Annotated in this window: 15 protein-coding genes; 7 read left to right on the top strand and 8 right to left on the bottom strand. The window is 67.3% G+C overall.

What is annotated here, in order from left to right:
- Window positions 1-5: 5 nt before the first annotated feature.
- From ACEVQ6_RS03770 to ACEVQ6_RS03760, 3 genes are all read right to left on the bottom strand, one after another.
- Window positions 6-755 (bottom strand): ATP-binding cassette domain-containing protein, encoded by a 750-nt coding sequence (locus tag ACEVQ6_RS03770; protein WP_374887564.1) that lies wholly within the window; start codon window positions 753-755, stop codon window positions 6-8.
- On the bottom strand, window positions 748-1,827 hold the full coding sequence (locus ACEVQ6_RS03765) for an ABC transporter permease subunit (protein WP_374887563.1): 1,080 nt from the start codon (window positions 1,825-1,827) through the stop codon (window positions 748-750). Before ACEVQ6_RS03765 ends, ACEVQ6_RS03770 begins: the two co-directional genes overlap by 8 nt.
- Window positions 1,828-1,959: 132 nt before the next feature.
- Window positions 1,960-2,949: an ABC transporter substrate-binding protein gene (locus tag ACEVQ6_RS03760; RefSeq protein ID WP_374887562.1), complete on the bottom strand. Its 990-nt coding sequence runs from the start codon at window positions 2,947-2,949 to the stop codon at window positions 1,960-1,962.
- Window positions 2,950-3,370: 421 nt separating this feature from the next.
- On the opposite strand from ACEVQ6_RS03760, the gene ACEVQ6_RS03755 reads away from it, so the two are divergent.
- Entirely contained in the window at window positions 3,371-4,423 is a 1,053-nt protein-coding gene (locus tag ACEVQ6_RS03755; protein ID WP_374887561.1) for a LacI family transcriptional regulator, read from the top strand.
- A 27-nt stretch (window positions 4,424-4,450) separates the two neighbouring features.
- On the opposite strand, the gene ACEVQ6_RS03750 is transcribed toward ACEVQ6_RS03755, so the two are convergent.
- Complete coding sequence (locus ACEVQ6_RS03750) at window positions 4,451-5,188, bottom strand: pyridoxine 5'-phosphate synthase (protein WP_374887560.1); 738 nt, start codon at window positions 5,186-5,188, stop codon at window positions 4,451-4,453.
- A 67-nt stretch (window positions 5,189-5,255) separates the two neighbouring features.
- Window positions 5,256-6,176 (bottom strand): sugar-binding transcriptional regulator, encoded by a 921-nt coding sequence (locus tag ACEVQ6_RS03745; protein WP_374887796.1) that lies wholly within the window; start codon window positions 6,174-6,176, stop codon window positions 5,256-5,258.
- A 340-nt stretch (window positions 6,177-6,516) separates the two neighbouring features.
- Between ACEVQ6_RS03745 and ACEVQ6_RS03740 the strand changes: the two genes are divergently transcribed.
- The 4 genes from ACEVQ6_RS03740 to ACEVQ6_RS03725 all read left to right on the top strand — a co-directional run bounded on the left by ACEVQ6_RS03740 (window position 6,517) and on the right by ACEVQ6_RS03725 (window position 12,243).
- Complete coding sequence (locus ACEVQ6_RS03740) at window positions 6,517-7,428, top strand: tagatose-bisphosphate aldolase (RefSeq protein ID WP_374887559.1); 912 nt, start codon at window positions 6,517-6,519, stop codon at window positions 7,426-7,428.
- Between the two features lie 12 nt (window positions 7,429-7,440).
- A complete protein-coding gene (locus tag ACEVQ6_RS03735; protein ID WP_374887558.1) occupies window positions 7,441-8,844 on the top strand; it encodes an ROK family protein in 1,404 nt (467 codons plus the stop codon).
- A 304-nt stretch (window positions 8,845-9,148) separates the two neighbouring features.
- Window positions 9,149-10,921, top strand: a complete 1,773-nt coding sequence (locus tag ACEVQ6_RS03730) for a type I secretion system permease/ATPase (RefSeq protein WP_374887557.1) — start codon at window positions 9,149-9,151, stop codon at window positions 10,919-10,921.
- Window positions 10,918-12,243, top strand: a complete 1,326-nt coding sequence (locus tag ACEVQ6_RS03725) for an HlyD family type I secretion periplasmic adaptor subunit (RefSeq protein ID WP_374887556.1) — start codon at window positions 10,918-10,920, stop codon at window positions 12,241-12,243. Before ACEVQ6_RS03730 ends, ACEVQ6_RS03725 begins: the two co-directional genes overlap by 4 nt.
- Window positions 12,244-12,321: 78 nt before the next feature.
- Here ACEVQ6_RS03725 and galU read toward each other — a convergent pair whose 3' ends face one another.
- Window positions 12,322-13,206: a UTP--glucose-1-phosphate uridylyltransferase GalU gene (gene galU, locus ACEVQ6_RS03720; protein WP_374887555.1), complete on the bottom strand. Its 885-nt coding sequence runs from the start codon at window positions 13,204-13,206 to the stop codon at window positions 12,322-12,324.
- Between the two features lie 279 nt (window positions 13,207-13,485).
- On the opposite strand from galU, the gene ACEVQ6_RS03715 reads away from it, so the two are divergent.
- A complete protein-coding gene (locus ACEVQ6_RS03715) occupies window positions 13,486-14,709 on the top strand; it encodes a lytic murein transglycosylase (protein WP_374887554.1) in 1,224 nt (407 codons plus the stop codon).
- A gap of 4 nt (window positions 14,710-14,713) precedes the next feature.
- Window positions 14,714-15,910 carry an SGNH/GDSL hydrolase family protein gene (locus ACEVQ6_RS03710; protein ID WP_374887553.1) on the top strand — a complete coding sequence of 399 codons (1,197 nt, stop codon included), beginning with the start codon at window positions 14,714-14,716 and terminating at the stop codon, window positions 15,908-15,910.
- Between the two features lie 106 nt (window positions 15,911-16,016).
- On the opposite strand, the gene ACEVQ6_RS03705 is transcribed toward ACEVQ6_RS03710, so the two are convergent.
- Both ACEVQ6_RS03705 and ACEVQ6_RS03700 read right to left on the bottom strand, forming a co-directional pair.
- Window positions 16,017-17,471, bottom strand: a complete 1,455-nt coding sequence (locus tag ACEVQ6_RS03705) for a glutamate synthase subunit beta (RefSeq protein WP_374887552.1) — start codon at window positions 17,469-17,471, stop codon at window positions 16,017-16,019.
- A gap of 10 nt (window positions 17,472-17,481) precedes the next feature.
- Window positions 17,482-17,808 carry a heavy metal-binding domain-containing protein gene (locus tag ACEVQ6_RS03700; protein WP_374887795.1) on the bottom strand — a complete coding sequence of 109 codons (327 nt, stop codon included), beginning with the start codon at window positions 17,806-17,808 and terminating at the stop codon, window positions 17,482-17,484.
- Between the last annotated feature and the right edge of the window lie 5 nt (window positions 17,809-17,813).

Genomic DNA, 17,813 nt, shown 5'->3' with positions numbered 1-17,813 from the left:
ACGGCTCAGCCGCCGATCATCAGCTTGACGACCTCGTCATGGGTGGTCTCGGAGATGTTGCGCTCGCCGGCGACGATGCCGCGCCGAAGCACGACGATCCGGTCGGACACGGCGAAAATGTCCTGAAGGTTGTGGGAAATGAAGACGACGCCGCGCCCCTGCGCCTTCAGCGACTTGATCAGCGAGACGACCTTGCGCTGTTCCGGCACGCCGAGCGCGGCGGTCGGCTCGTCCATGATCAGGATGCGCGCGTTCCAGTAGACGGCGCGGCCGATGGCGACCGCCTGGCGCTGGCCGCCGGAGAAATTGCTGACCGGCGCGTCGAGCCGCTTCACATGGAAGTCGAGCATCGCCATCGTCTGGCGCGCGGCCTCGGCCATCGCCTTGCGGTCGATGACGGGCAGGAAGCCGAAGACCTTCTTCATCGGCTCGCGGCCGAGGAAGATGTTGGCGCCGATCGTCAGATTGTCGGCGAGCGCCAGATCCTGGTAGATCGTCTCGATGCCCTTCTCGCGCGCGTCCTGCGGCGAGGAGAAGGTGACCGGCTGGCCCTCGATCAGGATCTCGCCCGATGTCGGCGGATAGACGCCGGAGATCGCCTTGATCATCGTCGTCTTGCCGGCGCCGTTGTCGCCGGCGAGCGCCACGACCTCGCCGGGACGCACGACCATCGAGCAGTCGTCGAGCGCGCGCACCGCGCCGAAATGACGGGAAAGGTTGCGGACCTCGAGCAGCGGCGTGACGGAACTATTCATCTTGCTTGGCTCCGCTGAACCGGCGCTGCGCCTGGTCGATGAGAACGGAAATGATGATGACGACGCCGACGGCGATGAACTGCCAGAAGGGTTCGACGTCGAGGAAAACCAGGCCGTACTGGATGACGGCGATGACGAGCGCGCCGGCGACGGTGCCGAGGATCGAGCCGGAACCGCCGAAGAGGCTGGCGCCGCCGATGACGACCGCCGCGACGCAGTCAAGCAGCAGCGGCTCGCCCGCCTGCGCCGCGCCGGCGGTGAAGCGGGCGGCATAGAGCGCGCCGCCGAGGCCGGCACAGACGGCGGAGAGAACGTAGAGCCTCAGCAGGTGACGCTTGATGTCGATGCCGGCCCGGCGCGCCGCCTGCTGGTTGGCGCCGATCGCGTAATTGTGCTGGCCGAAGCGTGTCTGGCTGAGCAGGTAATGCATGACGAGCACGAAGAGCGCGGTGACGATGACGAGATACGGCACGCCGAGGAAACGGCCGTTGCCGAGCATGGCGAAATATTCGTTCTTCACCGGCACCGTCGTGCCGCCGGCGAGCAGGAAGGCGGTGCCGCGCGCCACGCCGAACATGCCGAGCGTCCCGATGAAGGGGGGCACCTTCAGGCGCGAGATCAGCAGGCCGTTGATCATGCCGGGAATGGTCGCGACCAGCATAGCGACCAGGATGCCGAACAGCATGGCCATCGGCAGCGGCATATAGAGGCCGGCGACATTGGTCATGTGCGCGGCGACGACGGCGGCGAGCCCCATGATGAAGCCGAGCGACAGATCGATGCCGCCGGAGATGATGACGAAGGTCTGCCCGACGGCGAGCAGCAGCGGCGCGACGGCGAAGATGGCGATCGACTGCCAGTTGAAGGAGGAAAAGACAAAGGTGGCGCCGAAGGCGGCGCGGGCCCAGATCTCGAAGATCACGACGAGGGCCGCGAGGAACAGCCAGGCCCGCAACTGCGCGATGCGCGCGATCAGGGTCTTCGTCTGGTCGGCATGGTCGGCCTGCGGGGCGACATGCGCCTCCGTCCTTGCGGTCTCCGCCTTCGGCGGCTCGGCAGCGGTGCTTGTCATGGCTCGTCCGGAAATGTGACGGCATGCGCGGCGTCCCGCCGCGACAGGCCCTTCAAGATGTTCACGAAGGCGGAAACGGCCTCGGCGAGGCCATGGCCGGCGTCCGTCGCGGGACGCCGGCCATGGTCAGGATCAATCCGAATAGATGTACTTCGCCACGTTCGGATCGGCGACATTGCCCTTGTCGATCACCGTGAAGCCGGTGCCGATTGCCGTCGGGATCGAGTTGCCGGTCAGGTGGGCATAGGCCGACATCACGCCGAAATAGCCGATCTCGGCCGGATGCTGCGCGATCGCGACGTCGACGAGGCCGGTGTTGATGTTGTCGACGATGCTGGTCGGCGCGTCGAAGGCGACGACGCGGATCTTGCCGCTCTGGCCGGCCTGCTGCACGCCGTTCGCGGCACCGAGCGCCGAGAACAGGTTGGCGCCGAACACGCCGACGAGGTCGTAATTGCGGGCGAAGACGGCCTGCAACTGAGAGGCCGCCTTGTTCGCGTCGTTCTCGTTGTACTGGGTCTCCAGAACCTCGATGCCCGGATGGTTGGCGGCGAGCTCTTTCTTGAAGCCCTCCTCGCGCTGGTCGGTCGTCGAGATGCCCGGCTTGACGTTCGAGACATAGACCTTGCCCTTGCCGCCGACGGCGGTCGACAGGGCGCGGGCCGCCATCTCGCCGCCGAGTACGTTGTCGGAGGCGATATAGGCGAGCGGGAAGTCGGCGTCGCCGGCACCGGTCTGGTAGACGCCCGAGCCGATGAAGGTGTCGACGGTGATGACCGGGATGCCGGCATCGGCCGCCTTCTTCAGCGGCTGGATCAGCTGGTCCTTGTCGGTCGGCGCGATCAGGATCGCATCCGGCTTCTTGGCGATGACCGCGTCCAGCACAGGGACCTGCGTCACCGGGTTGAAGTCGGGCGCACCCTGGAAGACGAGATCGGCGCCGACAGCCTTGGCAGCGGCTTCCGCGCCCTTGCGCATGGTGATGTAGAAGGCGTCGGTGGTCAGCCCCGGAATCAGGGCGATCGTAAATTTCTTGTCCTGCGCGACGGCCTGGCCGGCCATCGACACGGTTGTGATCAGCGGCAAGGCCGCGGCGGCCTTGAGCAGTGAACGGCGCTCCATGTGGTTCTCCTCCCTCTGAGAGCATGTTCGGAAATCGGGCCGGCTCCACCTCCATAGCGCCGGGTACGCACATCATCGCGGCGACGGCATCGCTCCGTCAAGCGCAATTTCTTCCAGAAAAAAATTTCTTGCTTCGGAACACATGTCCCCGCGCTGTTCAGCATCCCCCGCGGCACGAATCACGCGTCTGACAGACGGGAACGCATGTCCTCCTCATGCGAGGGCAATTAAAACGTTATAAACGCCGAACCTGTCAAGAGACCGGTCAACGGATTTCCTTTAATCATTACAAATAACTGTTTTAAAAGGATGTTCTTGGATATCTTCCGCTATACCGACCGTGTGCGGCGCAATATTTAAAACGTTTGCAATTTGCCGCCGGCGCGCTAGCCTGCCGCAGCCGAGCCCGAGAGAGGACAGCGTGACGCGAGCGCCAAAATCCAGGAGATCCTTTGAGACGACGATGGTCGAGGCCGGCGGCAAGCCGACGCTACGCACCATCGCCGCCCTCACCGGCCTTGCGGTGCCGACCGTCTCGCGCGCGCTCGCCAATGCGCCGCAGCTCGCCCAGGAGACCCGCGACCTCGTGCGCAGGGTCGCCGAGGAGGTCGGCTACATGCCAGACCGCGCCGCCCAGCGCCTGCGGACCGGGCGCACCAACGTCATCAGCCTGCTGCTCGACGCGCATGAGGAAATCCTCGGCTTCGGCACCTCGATGCTGCAGGGCCTGACGCGCGCGCTCGGCGGCACGCCCTACCACCTGATCGTCACGCCGAATTTCCCCTCGGACGGGCCGACCGATCCGCTCGCCTTCATCCTGCGCAACCGGCTGGCCGACGGCGTCATCTTCACCCGGACCGAGCACTTCGATGCACGGGTGCGCCTCCTGCTTGAGCGCGGCTTTCCCTTCGTCACCCACGGGCGCACCGAGTTCACCACGCCCCATGCTTTGGTCGATTTCGACAATTCCGCCTTCGCCTACGAGGCGACACGCCGCCTGATCGGCCGGGGGCGGCGCAAGATCATGATCATCCTGCCGCCGACACGGCTGATGTTCGGCCAGCACCTGATGCACGGTTTCATGCGCGCGGTGCGCGAGGCGGGCGTTTCGCACGAGATCGCCGAGGCGGTGACGCTCGACAGTCCGGCCGGCGCGATCCGCGCCTTCGTCAAGCAGCGCCTTGCCGGCCTCGATCCGCCGGACGCGCTGGTCTGCGGCGGCGAGGTCTCGGCGCTGGCCGCGATCGCCGGCATCGGCGATCTCGGCATGGGCCTCGGCCGGGAATTCGACATCATCGCCAAGCAAACCTCGCGCCTGCTCAGCGAAATCCACCCGGGCGTCGAGACGATCTACGAGGATCTGGCCGCCGCCGGCGAGGCGATGGGCACGCTGCTTTTGCGCCAGATCGGCGGCGAGCCGGTGGACGGGCTGCAACAGATCCTGGCGCCGCGCTTCGACATTCCCGCCGACTGAGCGCTCGCGCTCGGGCTGCCCCGGAAATCAGCGTCCGAGCGCGGCGAGATACCCCTTCACCGCCGCCGGGAAGCCCACCAGCAGCGCGTCGGCGGTCAGCGCATGGCCGATCGAGACCTCGGCAAGGTCGGGGATCGCCGCCTTCAGGCCGGGAAGGTTCTGCATCGTCAGGTCGTGCCCCGCATTGACGGCGAGACCGGCCGACAGGGCCGCGTCGGCCGTCTTCGTCAGCGCCTCGATATGCGGGCGGATCGCCTCGGGCGTGAAGGCGCCGCCATAGGGGGCGGTGTAGAGCTCGACCCGGTCGGCCCCGACCTCGCGGGCGAGCGGCGGCACGGCGGGATCCTCGTCGATGAACAGCGAGACGCGGATGCCGAGCGCCTTCATCCGGTCGACGGCCGGGATCAGGATGGCGCGGTTGGCGGCGACGTCCCAGCCATGGTCGGACGTCGCCTGCTCGGGACTGTCCGGCACGAAGGTCACCTGATCGGGCTTCGCCTGCTCGACGAGATCGAGGAAATCGGCGCTCGGATAGCCCTCGATATTGTATTCGATGCCGGGAAAGTCGCCGCGCAGCATCGCCTCGAGCTCGAAGACATCGGTGCGGCGCACATGCCGCTCATCCGGGCGCGGATGCACCGTGATCCCGTCGGCGCCGGCCTCGAGCACCAGCCGCGAAATGCCGGTCACGCTCGGCCAGGGCAGATCGCGCCGGTTGCGCAGCTGGGCGACGGCATTGACGTTGACGGACAGATGGGTCTTCACGGCCTGATGCTCCGATGGATGGACGGGCACAGATGTATCGGCGGAAGGCACGGAAAAGCAAGCCGTTTCAGGCGGATTTCGCCTCCGGCGGCGCCAGCCGGTCAAGGATGGCGCGGGCCGTCGCCGCATCGGTGACGAGCGCGTTCACCATGCCCGAACGCACCGCGCCGATGATGCCCGCCGCCTTCTCCGGCGTCGCCGCGACGGCGATGACGAGCGGCGTGCGGCGCAGCTGCTCGGGCGAGGCGGCGATCATCGCCGCCTGCCCCTCCCAGGTGAGGATCGCGCCGTCCTCGTCGACGTAATGGCGGATGACGTCGCCCTTCGCCCGCTTCAGCGCCTGCTCGCCCGGCGTCGCCGCGCTCGCCTCCGGCGGATTGACCGCATGGGTCAGGCCGACGCCGACGATCGCCGCATCGAGCCGGTCCCACAGCGACAGCGTCTCCCTGACGCTCGCATCGGCGAGAAAGGCCTCGCGCAGCTCGGGCGAGGACATGTAGGGTGCATGCAGGAAATGCGGCGTGCCGCCGGTCTGCTCGGCGGCGAGCCGTACGAATTCGTTGATCTGGAAATGGGCGGCGGCCATCTGCATCCCGCCCGTCATCGGCACGGTGACGATGCCGGGCAGGCGCGGCAGTCCGGCGAGCACCGTCTCGCGCACCGCCCTGCCCCAGCCGATGCCGAGCACCGAACCGGCCGACAGTCCCGCGTCCCGCAACATCTGTGAGACGGGCGCCCCGAGCGCCCCGAGACCGCCCGCCTGCGGCAGATCGACCACCGACGCCTTCCTGAGCCCGAGCCGCGCGACCAGCTCGTCGCTGATCTCCTCCGGCAACGCCAGATCGATCACCTCGATGCGGACGATGCCGACCGCGCGCGCCTTCTGCAGCATGCGCGAGATCGTCGCCGTCGAGACGCCGAGGCGCCGGGCGATGTCGACCTGCGACATCTCCGCCTCGTAGTGCAGCTTGGCGACCATGTGCAGCATGGCGCGCGAGGCGGCATTTTCCTGGCTGGGCGGCACGGACAGCTTGCAATTCCTTTCTGCAATGTGTTACATCATCGCCATCGGCAGGGCCTTTGTCCCCCAGAATTCCCAAAACCGCAATGCGGCGCAAGGATGGCCGGCGCGTTTTCGCGCATTTCCGGCGGCCGCTCATCGGCGGGCCCGGACGCGACACTGAGGGGGCATGCCCTGCGGGACGCGCAACGCGACCCCGGCGAGGCCTTGCACGATGACAGGAAGACCGGCAGACGGGTGCGGATCGCGCGCCGGCCGGATCAAGGATGCCCGGCCTCTCCCGGGCCGAGAGACCAGGAACGGAACAATGGCACGGATGACGACGGCCGAACGACGCGGCTACCAGCAGATCTGCGGCGCGGACGGCGCGATGATGGTGATCGCCTGCGACCAGCGCGGCAGCATGCGCACGCTGCTCTCCTCCGATCCGGAGGAACAGGCGAGGATCTCCAACGACATGCTCGGCGACACCAAGGCCGACATCACCCGCTATCTGGCGAGCAAGGCTTCCTGCGTGCTCGTCGATCCGGTATGCGCCGTCCCGAAACTCGTCGACGACGGCCTGATCGCCCGCGACACCGCGCTCCTGATCGGCCTCGACGCGTCCGGCTGGGACACCTCGCCCGAGGGCTACCGCCTCTCGAAACTCGTGCCCGGCATCACGGCGCGCAAGGTGCGCGAACTGGGCGGCACCGGCGGCAAGATCATGGTCTACCTGCGCGGCGACCTGCCGGCGGCCAACAGCCACAATCTCGACATCCTGCGCCGGTGCATCGCCGATTTCGACGCCGAGGACCTGCTGCTCGTCGTCGAGTTTCTGACCTACCAGGTCGAGGGCGAGACCAAGGACGACTACAAGGCGAAGGTTCCAAGCCTGATCGAGGACGGCGTGCGGCTCTCGCTCGACTGCGGCGCGAAGGTGCTGAAGATCCCCTATCCCGGCACGCCGGAGGCCTGCGCCGCCGTGACGCATCTGGCCGGCGACGTGCCCTGGGCGGTGCTCTCGGCCGGCGTCGACCACGAAACTTTCCTCGGCCAGGTCGAGATCGCCATGCGCAACGGCGCCTCCGGCGTCATCGCCGGCCGCTCGCTGTGGAAGGACTGCATCTCGCTCGACCGCGCCGTGACGAAGGAGAGGCTGGAGACGGTCGCCGTCTCCCGGCTGAGGGAGATCCAGGCGGTCATCGCCCGCTACCGTACCGTCCGCAACGCCGCCTGAGGACCGACGACGATGGCGGCGATCGGCATCGACATCGGCGGCACCAACATCCGTGCCGCCCGCGTCTCCGCCGAAGGGACAATTCTCGCCAAGGTCTCGGCGCCGAGCGGACCGGATGCAGCGCGCGCCGTCGACAGGATCCTTTCCCTGATCGCCGACATCGATGCGCCGGAGGTCAGGGCGATCGGCATCGGCGTGCCGGGCCGCGTCGACCCGCACCGGCGGAGGGTGCTGTCCGGCGGCTATCTCGACCTGTCGACGCTCGACCTCGCCGGCATGGTCGAGGAGCGGACCGGACGGCCCGTCCACATCGACAATGACTGCAGCATGGCGCTCGTCGCCGAAATGGCCGTGGGCGTGGCGCGCGGGCGCGGCGAGGTGGCGATGCTGACGATCGGCACCGGCATCGGCGGCGCGCTGGCGAGCGGCGGGCGCATCCTGCGCGGCAGCCGCACCGCGGGCCAGCTCGGCCACATCACCATCGACATTCACGGACAGGAATGCCTGTGCGGGCGGAGGGGCTGCGTCGAGACGACCAGTTCCGGCACGGCGCTGCGGCGGCGCATCACGCAGGCCGGGCTGGCGCGGGAGACGACCGCCGGCGATCTGATGGCGCACGCCGCCGCCGGAGACGCGGTGGCGCAGGCGATCCTGACGGACTGGGCCGCGCCCCTGCGCGCCGCGATCGACACGCTTTCGGCAAGCGTCGATCCGGAACTGGTGCTGCTCGGCGGCGGTCTCGGCCGCGAAGCCGCCAGCGCCCTCGAACGGATACCGGCCGGCTCGGGCTGGTTCCGCCCGCAGATAGAAGCCGCCGCCCTCGGCGACGACGCCGGCGTCATCGGCGCGGCCCTTGCGGCGCTCGGGTCCATCCGTCCCGCCGGAAAGCGCGCGGTGCTCGTCAACGGCGTCCCCGCCGCCGGCAAGAGCGGCGTCGCCGGTGCCCTCGCGCGGGCGACCGGCTGGCCGGTGCTGGCACTCGACACGGTCAAGAACCCCTTCCTAAAGGAACTCGGCGGCGGCGACCGCGCCTTCAATCGCACCCTCGGCCGGGCGAGCTACGCGGCGATCTTCTCGATCCTGCGGGATGCGCCGGACGGCACAACCGTCATCATCGACGCCTGGTTCGGCTTCCAGCCGATTGAGACGCTGCGATCCCACCTGGAGACGGCCGGCGTAACGGCGATCGCCGAACTCTGGTGCCACGCGCCGCCCGAGGTGCTGGCCGAACGCTATGCCGCCCGGCTCGACAGCCGCCCGGCCGGCCATCCGGGCGCGGACTATATTCCGGAACTCGTGGCGCTTGCCGGACGCGCCGCACCGACCGGCCTTGCCGACGCCTTCGCGATCGACACGACGGAGACATTCGCGCTCGACCCCGTCCTTGCCTTCGTCCACGCCCGCCTCGGGGCCTGAGCGCGGCCCCTCCCGCCCCCGCGCACACGCACGGGGCAGACGAGAAGCGCCCAATAAGTCGCGTTGCGAAAAGGCACAATTTCAGCTATTTGCGATATGTTCATAACCGCCATGCGATGGTCGGACGCACCGCCGCTTGCCGGCGGCGACGGACGTCGGGCAGGGCAACCGAATTTTGACATGATTGTCGCATGGATGTGCGTCGACGGCCGGGCAAGGGATGGGCGCCGGCATATTTCAGAAACAGTCGGTTGAGACGTATGCGTCCGTCCTCGACGCGGGGCTTCATTCAAGGGTTCATGCCGTGAGCTATTTTTCCAAGAAGACGACCTCGGATTCCGATCCCGGTCAGGCGCTGCGCTCCTGCTGGTCGGCCTTCGTCGGGGTCTTCATTGCCAGCGTACTGATCAATATCCTCTATCTCACCGGCTCCTTCTACATGCTGGAGGTCTACGACCGCGTCCTGCCGAGCGGCAGTATCCCGACGCTGATCGCGCTCAGCATCCTGGCCCTCCTCCTCTATGGCTTCCAGGGCGCCTTCGAGATGGTGCGCGGCCGCATGCTGGTGCGCATCGCCGGGGCGCTGGACGAGGTGATGGGGCAGCGCATCTACCGCGCCGTCGTCCAGTCGCCGCTGAAACTCAAGACGCAGGGCGACGGGCTGCAGGCGCTGCGCGACTTCGACCAGGTGCGCGCCTTCCTGTCGAGCACCGGTCCGGGCGCCTTCTTCGACGCCCCCTGGCTGCCCTTCTACATCCTGATCTGCTTCCTGTTCCATCCCTGGATCGGCATCGTCGCGATCTGCGGCACGGTGATCCTGATCGCCCTCACCTTCCTCACCAATCGCGGCACCGCGGGCCCCTCCAAGCTCGCCGCCGAGACCGGCAGCCACCGCAATGCCTTTGCCCAGGCCTCGCAGCGCAACGCCGAGGTGATGCAGGCGATGGGCATGATGGGCCGCATGTCGGCGATCTGGGAGAAGCGAAACGGCGCCTATCGCGAACAGAACCGCGTCACCTCCGACGTCGGCAACGGCTATGGCGCGGTGTCGAAGGTGTTCCGCATGGCGCTGCAATCCGGCGTGCTCGCGACCGGCGCGCTGCTCGTCATCGAGGGGCAGGCCTCCCCGGGCATCATCATCGCCGGCTCGATCCTGACGGCGCGGGCGCTCGCGCCGGTGGAACTGGCGATCGGCAACTGGCGCAGCTTCGTCTCGGCCCGGCAGAGCTGGGCGCGGCTGAAGGACCTGCTGAAGGCGCTGCCCGAAAAGGAAAAGCCGCTTGCCCTGCCTGCGCCCGGCGACCGGTTGAGCGTGGAAGCGATCGCGAGCGGACCGCCGGCGGCGCAGAAGCTGACCATCGCCGAGGTGAGCTTCTCGGTGCGAGCCGGCAGCGCGCTCGGCGTCATCGGCCCGAGCGCCTCGGGCAAGAGCACGCTCGCCCGCGTCATCATCGGCGTCTGGCCCGCCTATCGCGGCTCGGTGCGCCTCGACGGCGCCGCGCTCGACCAGTGGGACCCGGATATCCTCGGCCAGCATATCGGCTACCTGCCGCAGGATGTCGAGCTCTTCGCCGGCACCGTGGCGCAGAACATTTCCCGCTTCATCGATGATCCGGACGCAGACACGGTCGTCGCCGCCGCCAAGGCCGCCCGGGTGCACGACCTGATCCTCAAGCTTCCGAACGGCTACGAGACCGACATCGGCGACGGCGGCGCGGCCCTTTCGGCCGGCCAGCGCCAGCGCGTCGCACTTGCCCGCGCCCTCTTCGGCAACCCCTTCCTCGTCGTGCTCGACGAACCGAACTCCAACCTCGACGCCGAGGGCGAGCAGGCGCTCGCCGAGGCGATCATGGGCGTGCGCATGCGCGGCGGCATCGTCGTCGTCATCGCCCACCGGCCGAGCGCGCTCGCCAGCGCCGACATGGTGCTGATGATGCAGGACGGCCGCGTGCAGGCCTTCGGCCCGAAGGAAGAGGTTCTGGCGCAGGTGCTGCGCCGCGACAACCAGGCCGTTCCCGGCCCCCGCGCCGCGCCGCTGAAGGTCGTCGGCGAGGGACAACAGGAAGCAGCGCAATGACGAAGACAATCGAAGGCGACACCCGCACCCGCGCCTCGCGCCGGTCGCTCGGCCGCCACATGCTGGCCGTGACGGTTCTTGCCGGCGCGCTGGTGCTCGGCATCGGCGGCTGGGCGGTCACTTCCGAGCTTTCGAGCGCCGTCGTCGCCCCCGGCACGGTGATCGTCGAAAGCAATGTCAAGAAGGTGCAGCACCTCTCGGGCGGCATCGTCGGCAAGCTCTTCGTCAAGGAGGGCGACCGCGTCACGGCAGGCCAGGTGCTGCTCACCCTCGATGCGACGACGGTTGCGGCGAACCTGTCGATCGTCGAGAACACGCTTGCCCAGCTCTATGCCCGGCGGGCGCGGCTGACGGCCGAGCGCGTCGAGTCGACGGATTTCACCATCCCCGAGAACCTCGCCGACCTGACATCGGCCGAGAATGTCGAGAAACTGGTCGAAAGCGAGCACAAGCTCTTCGACAGCAAGCTCAGCGCGCTTGCCGGCATGCGCAGCCAGCTGGTGGCGCGCAAGGCGCAGCTCGTCACCGAGGCCGAGGGCCAGACGGTGCAGATCACCGCGATCGAGGCTTCGCTGACGCTGATCGACGAGGAACTGACGGGCGTCGATTCGCTCTATTCCAAGGGGCTCGTCGCCTTCCAGCGCGTCACCAGCCTGAAGCGTCAGAAGGCCGAGCTCGAGGGCGAGCGCGGCGCGCGCATCGCCGCCCGCGCCCAGGCCGCCGGCCGCTCCTCAGAGATCGACCTGCAGATCCTGCAGCTCAACGAGGACCGGCGCGAGGAGGCGGCGAAGGAGCTGACCGAGGTCGAGGGCCGGATCGCCGAATACGAGGACCGGCGCATCGCCGCGCAGGACCAGATGCGCCGCCTCGACATCCGCGCGCCGATCAGCGGCCGGGTCTACCAGCTCGCGGTCCATACCGTCGAGGGTGTCATCAATCCGGGCGAGACGCTGATGCTGGTCGTTCCGGAGGCCGACAACCTCACCGTCGAGGCCAAGATCGCCACGCACGACATCGACCAGATCCGCATCGGCCAGCCGGTCGAGATCCGCTTCAGCGCCTTCAATCAGCGCACGACGCCGGTGATCGACGGAGAGGTCGTCAACATCGCGCCCGATCTCGTCACCGACCAGCGCAGCGGCATCAGCTACTATCCGCTCCGCATCCAGCCGAAGCCGGAGAGCCTCGCCAAGCTCAAGGGCCTGGCGCTCTATCCGGGCATGCCGGCCGAGGTCTTCATCAAGATCGCCGACCGGACGGTGATCTCCTACTTCGCCAAGCCGCTGACCGAGCAGATGCACCACGCCTTCCGCGGAGAGTGATCCTGCCTCGAAGATGGAACCTGACATGAAAACGGGCCCGATCGGGCCCGTTTTCATGTCGCGGATGGCGTCGGACGGTCAGAGACCGCCGACGAGATCCTTGAGAGGCGCCTCGACCAGCGCGCGGATATCCTCGCGCTCCAGCGCGAAGGCGACATTGGCCAGGATGAAGCCGTCCTTGGCGCCGCAGTCATAGGTCGTGCCACGGAAATGATAGGCGGCGAACTGCTGCCATTCGGAGAGCTTCAGCATGCCGTCGGTCAGCTGGATCTCGTTGCCGGCGCCGCGCTCCTGGGTGGCCAGAATCGGGAAGATCTCCGGCTGCAGGATGTAGCGGCCGTTGATGAAGAAGTTGGACGGCGCCGTGCCCTTGGCCGGCTTCTCGACCATTTTGGTGATGCGGAAGCCGTCGCCGATGCGGTCGCCGACACCGACGATGCCGTATTTGTGCGCCTGGTCCGGCGCGCACTCCTCGACGGCGATGACGTTGCCGCCGCTCTGCGCGTAGAGCTCGACCATGCCCTTCAGGCACCCCTTCTCGCCCTTCATGATCATGTCCGGCAGCAATACGGCGAAGGGCTCGTCGCCGACGAGCTCGCGGGCGCACCACACCGCATGTCCAAGCCCCAGCGGCGATTGCTGGCGGGTGAAGCTCGTCGTGCCGGCGGTCGGCAGGATCGTGTCGAGCAGGGTGAGTTCGGCCTGCTTGTTGCGGTCGCGCAGCGTCTGTTCCAGCTCGACCTGGATGTCGAAATAGTCCTCGATCACCGCCTTGGAGCGGCCGGTGACGAAGATCAGGTGCTCGATGCCGGCTTCAAGCGCCTCGTCAACGACATACTGGATCACCGGCTTGTCGACGACGGTCAGCATTTCCTTCGGCACGGCCTTGGTCGCGGGAAGGAACCGGGTTCCAAGACCGGCGACGGGAAACACGGCCTTGCGAACCTTACGCTTGTCACGCATTGACACCTCCATCGGGAAAATTCTGGCATTCATTGCCGTTGCGCACCGCCGGCACGCCCGGAAACTGCTTTAACGGCAATGTGTTCCTTTTTTACCAACGCAGACAGCGGCGCCGGCGCATGGTAAAGAGTTTGTTGACTCCGTTTAGGTAACCTGACGACATCGGCTGTATTTTCGAGTGCCGCCGGAATCGACCGAGATCTGACGAAGATCTTTCAATGTGTGCGCGATGGACCACAGACAGCCATCGATTGCGCGGAGAAAAGGAACCGAGAACCGATGAACACGAACCGTCATTTTCGTCTTCGCAGCACGCTGGCTGCCCTGGTGATCGGCGCGGGCGCGCTTCTGATGTCCTCCCCGTCCCGGGCCGACCCGGATTTCCAGCAATGGATCAACAGTTTCTATACGACCGCGGCGAAGAGCGGCATCAGCGAGGCGACCTACCGCAAGGCCTTTGCCGGGGTCAAGTCGCCCGATCCGGATGTGCTTGAAAAAGCACGCTACCAGCCCGAATTCAAGCACAAGATCTGGGAGTATGTCGATTCCCGCGTCAATCCCTACACCCGCGGCGTCGGCCAGCAGATGGCGGAAAAGCACCAGCGCACACTCGCCGCGCTGGAGCGGCATTTCGGCGTCGACCGCTCGATCCTGCTGGCGATCTGGTCGATGGAATCGAACTACGGCGCCGTGCTGGAGAAGACCGAGCGCCTGCATTACGTGCCCCGGGCGCTGGCAACCCTTGCCTATGCCGACAAGAAGCGGGCGAAATATGCGCGCACCCAGCTGATCGCCGCGCTGAAGATCCTGCAGAGCGGCGACATCACGCCGCGCGAACTCACCGGCTCCTGGGCCGGCGCCATGGGTCACACCCAGTTCATCCCGACGAGCTACCTGCTCTATGCCGTCGATGCCGACGGCAACGGCCATCGCGACATCTGGAACTCCGTCCCGGACGCGCTGGCGACGGCCGCCAACCTGCTGAAGAAGAACGGCTGGCGGCCCGGAGAGACCTGGGGCTTCGAGGTCGTGCCGCCGCGCGGCGCCGGCGACTATGTCGGCCAGACGAAGACGCTGGCGCAATGGGCCGCGCTCGGCTTCGCGCGGCCGAGCGGCAAGGGGTTTCGCAATGGCGACCAGCGCGCCATGCTGAAGATGCCGGCCGGCGCGAACGGGCCCGGATTCCTGATGACCAAGAACTTCTTCGTCATCAAGAACTACAACAATTCCGACTCCTACGCGCTCGGCGTCGGCCTGCTGGCCGACCAGATCGCCGGCTTCGGCGGCATGGCGCAGCGCTGGCCGCGTCCGGACGGCACGCTCGACATCCACGAGAAGTTCGAGTTGCAGACGCGCCTCAAGGAACTCGGCTACTACAGCGGCGAGGTCGACGGCAATTTCGGCTCCGGCTCGAAGGCGGCGATCCAGACCTTCCAGAACCGCAACGGCCTGCATCCCGACGGCGAGCCGACCCAACTGCTGCTGCGCGCGCTTCGGAACTGAGACCATGGCCTGGCGCAGCGGCCGGCCGGCCGTCAGGCTCGGCCTCGCACTCGCCGCGCTGGCACTCGCCTGCGCGGCGGTCGGTCCCGCCGCCGCCCAGGAGCGCCAGCGCCGCACCCTGCTCGACATCATCTTCGGCGCGCCGAAGCGCGCCGCCGTCTACGAGCAGAACGGGTCCGTCTACGAGGTCGAACCGGCGCCGCAGCCGGAACGGCGCGTGACGCGGCCGCCGCGCAAGAAGACGGCGCCTCCGGCGGCCGCGCCGGTGGCGGTCGAGAAATCGGCGGATGCCCGCGTCGTCCTCGTCGTCGGCGATTTCATCGCCGGCGGACTTGCGGAGGGCCTGACATCGGCCTTCGAGAAGACCGCCGACATCAAGGTGGTCGCCCGCGCCAACGGATCTTCGGGGATCGTCCGCAAGGATTACTACGACTGGCAGGCCAATCTCGCCGACCATATCGCCGCAGAAAATCCTTCCGTGGTCGTCATCAGCCTCGGCGCGAACGACCGGCAGCAGATGCGCGGCGGCGAAAGCCGCGACAAGCCGATGAGCGATGCCTGGATGGCGGAGTACAGGCGGCGCGTCGATGCGCTGATCGGGCTTGCCCATAGCGGCGACCGACCGGTGATCTGGGCAGGACTGCCGCCCTTCCAGTCGCGTGCGATGACCGCCGACATGGTGACGCTGAACGGCGTGTTCCGCACCGAGATGGAGCAGGCCGGCGGCAGTTTCGTCGACATCTGGGACGGTTTCGTCGACGAAAGCGGCGCCTTCGTCTCGACCGGCTCGGACGTCAACGGACAGCAGGTCCGCCTGCGGGCCGCCGACGGCATCAACCTGACGACGGCGGGAAAGCGCAAGCTCGCCTTCTATGTCGAGGGCAAGATCCGCGACCTGCTCGGCGTTGCAGACGGCACAGGTGGGGGCGAGGCGGCAAAGAGAGCGGGCGATGCGGTCGCGGCCGCGCCGTTGCCGAATGAACCGGTGCTCAGGACGCCGCCGATCGACATCGCCGACCCTGAGCTCGACGGCGGCACGGCGCTGCTCGGAGGCACGCCCCTGCCGGTTTCCGCGCAGAAGACCCCGCGCGACATGCTGGTCGAGCGTGGCGATGCGGGCGAGCCGCCCCCGGGCCGGATCGACGATTTCCGCCTGGCGAAGCCGTCAAGCGTGATCAGCAATCCGGTGATCCGCAACTGACGCAGATGAAGGCGCGCTTCGGCATAAAGCCATACGACGCAGGCGGGAAGACGAAGCCGTTTCCGCTCCCGTTCCGTCGTCCGCGCCGACAAATGCTGCCGGCGGATCAGGCCGGCAGAACCGTCGATCCCATCAGCGCCTCGTCGATCGCGCGCGCGGCCTGGCGGCCCTCGCGGATCGCCCAGACCACCAGTGACTGGCCGCGGCGGACATCGCCGGCCGCCCAGAGCTTGTCGACGGAGGTGCGGTAGTCGCGATCATTGGCGATCACGTTCGAGGAACCGCGCTTGTCGGTGTTGATCGACAGGGCCGTGCCGAGATCCTTGAGCACGCTGTTGGTGAAGGGTCCGCGGAAGCCGATGGCGATGAAGGCGAGATCGGCCTTGATGAAGAATTCCGTGCCGGCGACCGGCTTGCGGCGGTCGTCGACCTGGCAGCACTTGACGCCGGTGAGCACGCCGTCCTCGCCGACGAATTCGAGCGTCGCCACCTGGAACTCGCGCACGGCACCCTCGGCCTGGGAGGAGGAGGTGCGCATCTTCGTCGCCCAGAACGGCCAGACGGCGAGCTTGTCCTCCTTTTCCGGCGGCTGCGGGCGGATGTCGAGCTGGGTCACCTTGACGGCGCCCTGGCGGAAGGCGGTGCCGACGCAGTCGGATGCCGTATCGCCGCCGCCGACGACGACGACATGCTTGCCGCCGGCGAGGATCGGATCGGACGGCCAGCCGACGCTGTCGATGTTCTCGCGCCCGACGCGGCGGTTCTGCTGGACGAGATAGGGCATGGCGTCATGCACGCCGAAGAAATCGACGCCCGGGATGCCGGCATCGCGCGGCGTCTCGGAGCCGCCGCAATAAAGCACCGCATCATGGCCGGCGATCAGGCTTTCCGTCGTCACGTCGACGCCGACATTGACGCCGCAATGGAAGGTGACGCCCTCGCCCTTCATCTGGGTGACGCGGCGGTCGATGAAGTTCTTCTCCATCTTGAAATCGGGAATGCCGTAGCGCAGCAGGCCGCCTGGCTTGGATTCACGCTCATAGACGTGAACCTCGTGACCGGCGCGGGCGAGCTGCTGCGCCGCCGCCATGCCGGCGGGACCCGAGCCGATGACCGCGACCTTCTTTCCGGTCTTCGTCACCGCCGGCTGCGGCACGATGTAGCCCATCTCATAGGCCTTGTCGGCGATCGCCTGCTCGACCGTCTTGATCGACACCGGCGCATCCTCGAGGTTCAGCGTGCAGGCCTCCTCGCAGGGCGCGGGGCAGACGCGGCCGGTGAATTCGGGGAAATTGTTGGTCGAGTGCAGGTTGCGGATCGCCTCGTCCCAGTTGCCGTTGTAGACGAGGTCGTTCCAGTCCGGGATCTGGTTGTGCACCGGACAGCCGGTCGGGCCGTGGCAATAGGGAATGCCGCAATCCATGCAGCGCGCCGCCTGCTTCTGCACCTCGGCATCCGACATCGGCAGGGTGAATTCGCGAAAATGGCGGATACGGTCGGAGGCCGGCTGATACTTCGCCAGCTGCCGATCGATTTCCATGAAACCCGTGACCTTACCCATACCTGCCCCCTTACCGCACCACCACGGCCGTGCCCGACACCGATACCATCAGCATCGAGCCGCTGGACCCGGTGGAAACTGTCTCATAATCGATGTCGACGCCGACGACGGCATTGGCGCCGAGACGGCGCGCCTCGTCCTCGAGCTCGCGAAAAGCGGTCTCGCGGGCTTCCCGCAGGACCTTCTCATAGGATGCCGAACGGCCGCCGACGATGTCGCGCAGGCCCGCGAAGATATCCCGGAAGATGTTGGTTCCGAGAATGGCCTCGCCGGTGACGACCCCCTTGTAGTCGACGATCGTGCGGCCTTCGATGGTCCCCGTCGTGGTGACGACCAGTCCGC

This window comes from Ensifer soli (assembly GCF_041928815.1).
Lineage (GTDB): Bacteria > Pseudomonadota > Alphaproteobacteria > Rhizobiales > Rhizobiaceae > JBHFEI01.
Note: the sequence above shows the minus strand (reverse complement) of the source record. Positions and strands in the feature narration are given on the sequence as shown.